Here is an 8124-nt window from a genome sequence, read left to right as displayed (position 1 = left end):
GCCCTCACGGGGGGCACAAGCCAGTAGGGGTATAGCTCAATTGGCAGAGCGTCGGTCTCCAAAACCGAAGGTTGTAGGTTCGATTCCTACTGCCCCTGCCACCGAACAGGACAACGCCGGGACCTGATTCCGAACTGTTTTGTGGTTTTACAAGCCCGCCGAAGTCGTCAAGACCTCTGGTGGGCTTGCGTGTCTCAAGCCTCTTGCCTTTTTTGGGCTTTAGATGCGAGTTTTGTACTGAATCGTCTGGATCCTCATGGCCACTTCCGAAGTTCAAACCGTCAACACCAGTGCCGACAAGGCCAAGCTGGCGGCGGCGGCCGCGTTGCTGTTGGGTGCGTTCGTGGCCTTCTACCTGCTCTCGGGTCAGGGTGCGTTGGTTCAATGGGCGGCGCTGATCGTGGGTGTGGCTGCGGCCGTGGTGGTGTTTGGAGTGTCCGAGTCCGGCAAGCAATTGGTGGCGTTCGGGCGTGATGCCTGGCGCGAAACCAAGAAAGTGGTCTGGCCTGCCCGCAAAGAGGCGATCCAGATGACGGCCTACGTGTTTGCGTTCGTGTTCGTGATGGCGCTGTTCCTCTGGCTGACCGACAAGACCGTTGAGTGGCTGTTTTACGACCTGATCCTGGGCTGGAGAAAATAATGACCGATCATCAAAGCCCCGTGACCGACGGAGTGGCGGCCGAAGGGATGCGCTGGTACGTGGTGCACGCCTATTCCGGCATGGAAAAGGCCGCCGAACGCAACATCGTCGAACGCATCAACCGCGAAGGCATGCAGAGCAAGTTTGGTCGCATCCTGGTGCCCACCGAAGAAGTGGTGGAAGTCAAGAACGGCCAGAAGCGCACAACCGAACGCAAGTTCTTCCCCGGCTATGTGCTGGTGGAAATGGTGATGGACGATGAAACCTGGCACCTGGTGAAACACACCAACAAGGTGACCGGTTTTGTGGGGGGGGCCAAGAACCGCCCGGCGCCGATCTCCGAGGAAGACGTCCAGAAGATCGTCAACCAGATGCAGGAAGGCACCGACAAGCCGCGCCACAAGGTGGAGTTCGTCGTGGGCGAATATGTGCGCGTCAAGGAAGGCCCGTTCACCGACTTCAACGGCACGGTCGAAGAAGTCAACTACGAGAAGAACAAGATGCGCGTGTCGGTGACCATTTTCGGTCGCGCCACGCCGGTGGAGCTGGAATTCAGCCAGGTCGAGAAGACCTGAGATTTTCCGTGGCGCAGGTGGGTCGGCCCGACACCTGTGCCATTTGATCTTTCCGGGTCCCCCCACCGCGAGGAGGTTGTCTTGATGGCGGCCGTCTGCACTCGCAGGAGCTAAAAAATGGCGAAAAAAATCGTCGGCTTCATCAAGCTGCAAGTGCCAGCTGGTAAGGCCAACCCCTCTCCCCCGATCGGTCCGGCGCTGGGTCAGCGCGGCCTGAACATCATGGAGTTCTGCAAGGCGTTCAACGCCCAGACCCAGGGCGTCGAACCCGGTCTGCCGCTGCCCGTGGTGATCACGGCGTTCGCGGACAAGAGCTTCACCTTCATCATCAAGACGCCGCCCGCGACGACCCTGATCAAGAAGGCCATCAAGCTGGACAAGGGCTCCCCTGTGCCCAACAAGAACAAGGTTGGCAAGATCACCCGGGCCCAGCTCGAGGAAATCGCCAAGGTCAAGATGAAAGACATGACCGCTGCCGATGTGGACGCCGCCGTGCGCACCATCGCCGGTTCGGCCCGCTCGATGGGCGTGATTGTGGAGGGCGTGTGACATGGCCAAACTGACCAAAAAGCAGAAGGCTTTCGAAGGCAAAGTGGACAGCAACAAGCTGTATGCACTGACCGATGCCCTGGCCATCATCAAGGAATGCGCCAACGCCAAGTTCGATGAATCCATCGACGTGGCGATTCAGCTCGGCGTGGACGCCAAGAAGTCGGACCAGGTGGTGCGTGGCGCCGTCGTGATGCCGAACGGCACCGGCAAGACCAAGCGCGTGGCTGTTTTCGCCCAGGGTGCCAAGGCCGAAGAAGCCAAGGCCGCTGGTGCCGACATCGTCGGCATGGACGATCTGGCTGCCGACATCAAGGCCGGCAACATGAACTTCGACGTGGTCATCGCTTCGCCCGACGCAATGCGTGTGGTCGGTACCCTGGGTCAGATCCTGGGCCCGCGCGGCCTGATGCCCAACCCGAAGGTTGGCACCGTGACGCCCGACGTCGCCCAGGCCGTGCGCAACGCCAAGGCGGGTCAGGTGCAGTTCCGTGTGGACAAGGCCGGTATCGTGCACGGCACCATTGGCCGCCGTTCGTTCGACGCCGACAAGCTCCAGGGCAACCTGGTGGCGTTGCTGGACGCGTTGACCAAGGCCAAGCCGGCCACCAGCAAGGGTGTGTACCTGCGCAAGGTGGCGGTGTCGTCGACCATGGGTGTCGGCGTTCGCGTGGACATGCAATCCATCTCGGCGTAATCGCAGAGAAGAATTCGGGCCGCTTCGGCGGCCTGGGTGTGGTGGGCCCGCAGAGTGGCAGCGATGCCGCTTTTCGGGGCCATCCAAGACCGTTGGTGTCGGTCCGGATCCGCAAGGAGACTGCCCGACTTAATTGTGAAAAGCCAACGCAGATGGCGATCCCGCTGCAGATGGAACTTGTTCCCTAAACAGTTGGTCGCTGCAATGAAGCGTGTGGAGGGCGACAGCCCGAAGCACATTGAAGGAGTAGACCTTGAGTCTGAATCGCAGTGAGAAAGAAGCGGTCATTTCCGAAGTGACCAGCCTCGCCGCTAAAGCTCAAACGCTCGTGATGGCGGAATACCGTGGCATCACGGTCGCGAACATGGACAAACTGCGCGTCACAGCCCGCAGCAACGGTGTCAGCCTGAGTGTTCTGAAGAACACCTTGGCCCGCCGTGCGGTGGCTGGCAGCAGCTTTGAAGTGGCCGCCGACCAGATGACCGGTCCGCTGATCTATGGCTTCTCCGAAGACGCCGTGGCCGCCGCGAAAGTGGTGGCCGAATTCGCGAAAACCAACGACAAGCTGGTGATTCGCGCAGGTGTCTACGGTGGCAAAGTCCTGGACGTCGAGGGCGTGAAGCAGCTCGCCAGCATTCCTTCCAAGGAAGTGTTGTTGGCTCAGCTGTGTGGCTTGCTGATGTCGCCTATTTCGCGTACGGCCGTTGTGCTGGGCGCGCTGGCGGCGAAAAAAGGCGAAGGCGCTGCCGCGCCGGCAGAGGAAGCTGCCGCCGCCTGAAGGCGTGGCAGATCCGTTTAACCAATTGTTAGGAAATCAAAATGGCATTCGATAAAGACGCATTTTTGACCGCGCTGGACAGCATGACGGTCATGGAACTCAACGATCTGGTGAAAGCCATCGAAGAGAAGTTTGGTGTGAGCGCTGCCGCCATGGCCGCTCCTGCCGCTGGTGGTGCTGGCGCTGGCGCCGCTGCCGCTGAAGAGAAGACCGAATTCAACGTGGTGCTGGTCGAAGCCGGCGCCAACAAGGTCTCCGTCATCAAGGCCGTGCGCGAAATCACCGGTCTGGGTCTGAAGGAAGCCAAGGACCTGGTCGATGGCGCTCCGAAGAACGTGAAGGAAGCGATTGCCAAGGCCGACGCCGAAGCCGCTGTGAAGAAGCTGGTGGAAGCCGGTGCCAAGGCCGAGCTGAAGTAATTCGCTCGCCGGTCCGGGGCTGGAGTGCTTGAAAGAGCCTCCAGCCTTTGGTGCTTTCAGAGCCGCCGGTGCTGATGGCGCCGGCGCAGTGGGAGAACTCCCGCTGCCAGTGCCCATGGCGCTGGCGCAGTGTTTTAAATAAACACTGATAAGCAGACTCGCCGGAGTCTGCTTATCAGTGTTTTCTGACCCCGACTGCAGAAAACGACTTGGTTCGGGCCTGTGTGCAACGCGCAGGCCGTCCGCCAATGGTTGGTAGAGGCCAGCCACCAAGCAAGCCACCAGGAGTCCATCCCTGGTAGGCAGACAGTCGCCGCAGACCTCAAGTCCGGAGATCTCATGGCCTCAGCATCGAACTATTCATACACCGAACGCAAACGCATCCGCAAGAGTTTTGGTACCCGCGAGAACGTGCTCGCGATTCCTTACCTGCTGCAAATGCAGAAGGATGCGTACACCGCCTTCCTGCAGGCCGACTCCGCGCCGAAAAAACGCACCAACGAAGGCCTCCAGGCCGCGTTCGAAGCCGCCTTCCCCATCGTCTCGCACAACGGTTTTGTCGAGATGAAGTTCGTCGAGTACAACCTGGCCCGTCCGGCGTTCGATGTGCGTGAGTGCCAGACCCGTGGTCTGACCTTCGCCTCGGCCGTGCGCGCCCGCGTGCAGCTCATCATTTACGACCGCGAGTCCTCGACCAACCAGTCCAAGGTCATCAAGGAAGTGAAGGAACAAGAGGTCTACATGGGCGAAGTGCCCCTGATGACCGACAAGGGTTCCTTCATCATCAACGGCACCGAACGTGTGATCGTGTCGCAGCTGCACCGCTCTCCGGGCGTGTTCTTCGAACATGACAAGGGCAAGACGCACAGCTCGGGCAAACTGCTGTTCTCGGCCCGCATCATTCCCTACCGCGGCTCCTGGCTCGACTTCGAATTCGATCCGAAGGACGTGCTGTTCTTCCGCGTCGACCGCCGCCGCAAGATGCCGGTCACCATCCTGCTCAAGGCCATTGGCCTGACGCCGGAAACCATCCTGGCCAACTTCTTCGTCAACGACCATTTCCGCCTGATGGACAGCGGCGCGCAGATGGCCTTCGTGCCCGAGCGCCTGCGTGGTGAAGTGGCCCGCTTCGACATCACCGACAAGAGCGGCAAGGTCGTGGTGGCCAAGGACAAGCGCATCACGGTGCGCCACACCCGCGAGCTGGAGCAGTCGGGCACCACGCACATCAGCGTGCCCGAAGACTTCATGATCGGTCGCGTGGTCGCGCGCAACATCGTTGACGCCGACACCGGCGAGATCATTGCCAAGGCCAACGACGAGCTGACCGAAGCCCTGTTGAAGAAGCTGCGCAGCGCCGGCGTGCAGGACCTGCAGTGCCTCTACACGAACGAACTCGACCAGGGCGCCTACATTTCGCAGACCCTGCGCAGTGACGAAACGGCCGACGAGTTCGCCGCCCGTGTCGCCATCTACCGCATGATGCGCCCCGGCGAGCCGCCGACCGAAGACGCGGTGCAGGCCCTGTTCCACCGCCTGTTCTACAACCCGGACACCTACGACCTCTCGCGTGTGGGCCGCATGAAGTTCAACGCCCGCGTGGGCCGTGACGAATCGACCGGCGCCATGGTGCTGTCCAACGAGGACATCCTGGCCGTGGTCAAGATCCTGGTGGACCTGCGCAACGGCCGCGGCGAAGTCGATGACATCGACCACCTGGGCAACCGCCGCGTGCGCTGCGTGGGTGAACTGGCCGAAAACCAGTACCGCACCGGTCTGGCGCGTATCGAGAAGGCCGTCAAGGAGCGTCTGGGCCAGGCCGAACAAGAGCCGCTGATGCCGCACGACCTGATCAACTCCAAGCCGATTTCCGCGGCCCTGAAGGAGTTCTTCGGTGCGTCCCAGCTGTCGCAGTTCATGGACCAGACCAATCCGTTGGCCGAGATCACCCACAAGCGCCGCGTGTCGGCCCTGGGCCCGGGCGGTCTGACCCGCGAGCGTGCCGGCTTCGAGGTGCGCGACGTGCACGTGACCCACTACGGTCGCGTCTGCCCAATTGAAACGCCTGAAGGCCCGAACATCGGCCTGATCAACTCGCTGGCCCTGTACGCCCGCCTGAACGAGTACGGTTTCATCGAGACCCCGTACCGCCGTGTGGTGGATGGCAAGGTGACGAACCAGATCGACTACCTTTCGGCCATCGAAGAAGGCAAGTACGTCATCGCCCAGGCCAACGCGGCACTGGACAAGGACGGCAAGTTGACCGGCGACCTGATCTCCGCTCGCGAAAAAGGCGAATCGATCCTGACCCCGGCCGACACCATCCAGTACATGGACGTGTCGCCCGCGCAGATCGTCTCGGTGGCCGCTTCGCTGGTGCCGTTCCTGGAGCACGACGACGCGAACCGCGCGCTGATGGGCGCCAACATGTCGCGCCAGGCCGTGCCCGTGCTGCGCCCCGAGAAGCCGATGGTCGGCACCGGCATCGAGCGCGTGGCCGCGATCGACTCCGGCACCGTGGTGACGGCCAATCGCGGCGGTGTGGTCGACTACGTGGACGCGACCCGCATCGTGATCCGCGTGAACGACGCTGAGGCCGTGGCCGGTGAAGTCGGTGTGGACATCTACAACCTGATCAAGTACCAGCGCTCCAACCAGAACACCAACATCCACCAGCGCCCCATCGTGAAGAAGGGCGACAAGCTGGGCAAGGGCGACGTGATCGCCGATGGCGCCTCGACCGACCTGGGTGAGATCTCGATCGGCCAGAACATGCTGATCGCCTTCATGCCCTGGAACGGCTACAACTTCGAAGACTCGATCCTGATCTCCGAGCGCGTGGTCGCCGAAGACCGCTACACCTCGATCCACATCGAGGAACTGGTGGTCATGGCGCGCGACACCAAGCTGGGCGCGGAAGAAATCACCCGCGACATCCCCAACCTGGCCGAGCAACAGCTCAACCGCCTGGACGACTCCGGCATCATCTACGTGGGCGCCGAAGTGCTGCCCGGCGACGTGCTGGTCGGCAAGGTCACGCCCAAGGGCGAGACCACGTTGACGCCTGAAGAGAAACTGCTGCGCGCCATCTTCGGCGAGAAGGCTTCCGACGTGAAGGACACCTCGCTGCGTGTGGACCAGGGCTCGCAAGGCACGGTGATCGACGTGCAGGTCTTCACCCGCGAAGGCATCACGCGCGACAAGCGCGCCCAGCAGATCATCGACGACGAACTCAAGCGTTTCCGCCTGGACCTGAACGACCAGCTGCGCATCGTGGAAGCCGACGCCTTCGACCGCATCGAGAAGCTGCTGACCGGCCGTGTCGCCAACGGCGGCCCGAAGAAGCTGGCCAAGGGCACCAAGATCGACAAGGCCTACCTGGACGAGGTCGAGAAGTACCACTGGTTCGACATCCGTCCGGCGGAAGACGACGTGGCCGCCCAGCTGGAGTCGATCAAGAACTCCATGGAGCAGACGCGCCACAGCTTCGATCTGGCCTTCGAAGAAAAGCGCAAGAAGCTCACGCAGGGCGACGAACTGCCTGCGGGCGTGCTCAAGATGGTCAAGGTCTACCTGGCCGTCAAGCGCCGCCTGCAGCCCGGCGACAAGATGGCCGGCCGCCACGGCAACAAGGGTGTGGTCTCCAAGATCACCCCGGTGGAAGACATGCCCCACCTCGCCGACGGTACGCCCGTGGACATCGTGCTGAACCCGCTGGGCGTGCCTTCGCGCATGAACATCGGTCAGGTGCTCGAAGTCCACCTGGGCTGGGCCGGCAAGGGCCTGGGCCAGCGCATCGGCGACATGCTGCAGCGCGAAGCCGCCATGTCCGAGGTGCGCGCCTTCCTGGAACAGATCTACAACGGCACGGGCCGCAAGGAAGACCTGTCCAAGCTGAGCGACGACGAGCTGCGCGCCATGGCCGAAGAACTGACCCGCGGCGTGCCGTTCGCATCCCCGGTGTTCGACGGCGCGTCTGAGCAGGAAATCATGGACATGCTCAAGCTGGCCTACCCGGACGACATCGCGAAGGCCAAGGGCCTGACCGAGACCCGCACCCAGGCGCAGCTGTACGACGGCCGCACCGGTGACGCTTTCGAGCGCAAGACCACCGTGGGCTACATGCACTACTTGAAGCTGCACCACCTGGTGGACGACAAGATGCACGCTCGTTCCACCGGCCCGTACTCCCTGGTCACGCAGCAACCGCTGGGCGGCAAGGCGCAGTTCGGTGGACAGCGTTTCGGCGAGATGGAAGTGTGGGCGCTGGAAGCCTACGGCGCTTCCTACATCCTGCAGGAAATGCTCACCGTCAAGTCCGACGACGTGCAGGGCCGCACCAAGGTGTACGAAAGCATCGTCAAGGGCGAGCACTCGATCGACGCGGGCATGCCCGAGTCGTTCAACGTGCTGGTCAAGGAAATTCGTTCGCTCGGTATCGATATCGAACTCGAACGCTCCTAATT

At 62.0% G+C, this 8124-nt stretch carries 7 protein-coding genes and 1 tRNA gene; all 8 read left to right on the top strand.

The features are described from left to right. The first annotated feature begins 25 nt into the window (after positions 1-25). The 8 genes from HTA01S_RS23610 to rpoB all read left to right on the top strand — a co-directional run bounded on the left by HTA01S_RS23610 (position 26) and on the right by rpoB (position 8122). A tRNA-Trp gene (locus tag HTA01S_RS23610) sits at positions 26-101 on the top strand. A 155-nt stretch (positions 102-256) separates the two neighbouring features. Next, the gene (secE, locus tag HTA01S_RS23605; RefSeq protein WP_068176163.1) at positions 257-640 is read left to right on the top strand and encodes a preprotein translocase subunit SecE; all 384 of its coding nucleotides are present in this window, start codon (positions 257-259) and stop codon (positions 638-640) included. Beyond that, complete coding sequence (gene nusG, locus HTA01S_RS23600; RefSeq protein ID WP_068176160.1) at positions 640-1215, top strand: transcription termination/antitermination protein NusG; 576 nt, start codon at positions 640-642, stop codon at positions 1213-1215. Before secE ends, nusG begins: the two co-directional genes overlap by 1 nt. Before the next feature lie 117 nt (positions 1216-1332). After that, the gene (rplK, locus tag HTA01S_RS23595) at positions 1333-1764 is read left to right on the top strand and encodes a 50S ribosomal protein L11 (protein ID WP_068176157.1); all 432 of its coding nucleotides are present in this window, start codon (positions 1333-1335) and stop codon (positions 1762-1764) included. A gap of 1 nt (position 1765) precedes the next feature. Further along, a complete protein-coding gene (rplA, locus tag HTA01S_RS23590; protein WP_068176153.1) occupies positions 1766-2461 on the top strand; it encodes a 50S ribosomal protein L1 in 696 nt (231 codons plus the stop codon). Between the two features lie 253 nt (positions 2462-2714). Beyond that, a complete protein-coding gene (rplJ, locus tag HTA01S_RS23585) occupies positions 2715-3239 on the top strand; it encodes a 50S ribosomal protein L10 (RefSeq protein WP_068176150.1) in 525 nt (174 codons plus the stop codon). A gap of 41 nt (positions 3240-3280) precedes the next feature. Beyond that, entirely contained in the window at positions 3281-3658 is a 378-nt protein-coding gene (rplL, locus tag HTA01S_RS23580) for a 50S ribosomal protein L7/L12 (protein ID WP_068176147.1), read from the top strand. A 339-nt stretch (positions 3659-3997) separates the two neighbouring features. After that, positions 3998-8122 carry a DNA-directed RNA polymerase subunit beta gene (gene rpoB, locus HTA01S_RS23575; protein WP_068176144.1) on the top strand — a complete coding sequence of 1375 codons (4125 nt, stop codon included), beginning with the start codon at positions 3998-4000 and terminating at the stop codon, positions 8120-8122. Positions 8123-8124: the final 2 nt, after the last annotated feature.

Source organism: Hydrogenophaga taeniospiralis CCUG 15921 (assembly GCF_001592305.1).
Taxonomy (GTDB): Bacteria; Pseudomonadota; Gammaproteobacteria; order Burkholderiales; family Burkholderiaceae_C; genus Hydrogenophaga; species Hydrogenophaga taeniospiralis.
This window is presented reverse-complemented; position numbering and strand designations above follow the sequence as displayed.